The 213-nt window shown below is 35.2% G+C and carries 1 protein-coding gene; it reads right to left on the reverse strand.

All coding sequences use genetic code 11. The features are described 5' to 3' along the window. Positions 1–190: DUF5688 family protein (locus NE619_RS18720; protein ID WP_256133952.1), on the reverse strand; the 190-nt coding region annotated here is incomplete at its 3' end. Positions 191–213 lie beyond the last annotated feature (23 nt).

Below are 213 nucleotides of genomic sequence, written 5' to 3' on the forward strand. Positions count from 1 at the left end.
CGTTAGGATAAGCAATACATGCCGCTCCATAATTTCTGAATTTATTTGATAAAACATACATCTGATCATAGTCTTTTTTCTTTTCTAAAAGAAGATCTCCCTCTTCATATTCCACATCCCCTAAAAGAGATTTTAATGCATGGTTCATCGTAACAAATTCTGCCGGAAGCAGATTTTTTACATTTTTCACCGCGTCTTCCCACAATGTTTCTG

Origin of the sequence: Anaerovorax odorimutans (assembly GCF_024459955.1) — a bacterium.
GTDB lineage: Bacteria > Bacillota > Clostridia > Peptostreptococcales > Anaerovoracaceae > Hominibacterium > Hominibacterium odorimutans_A.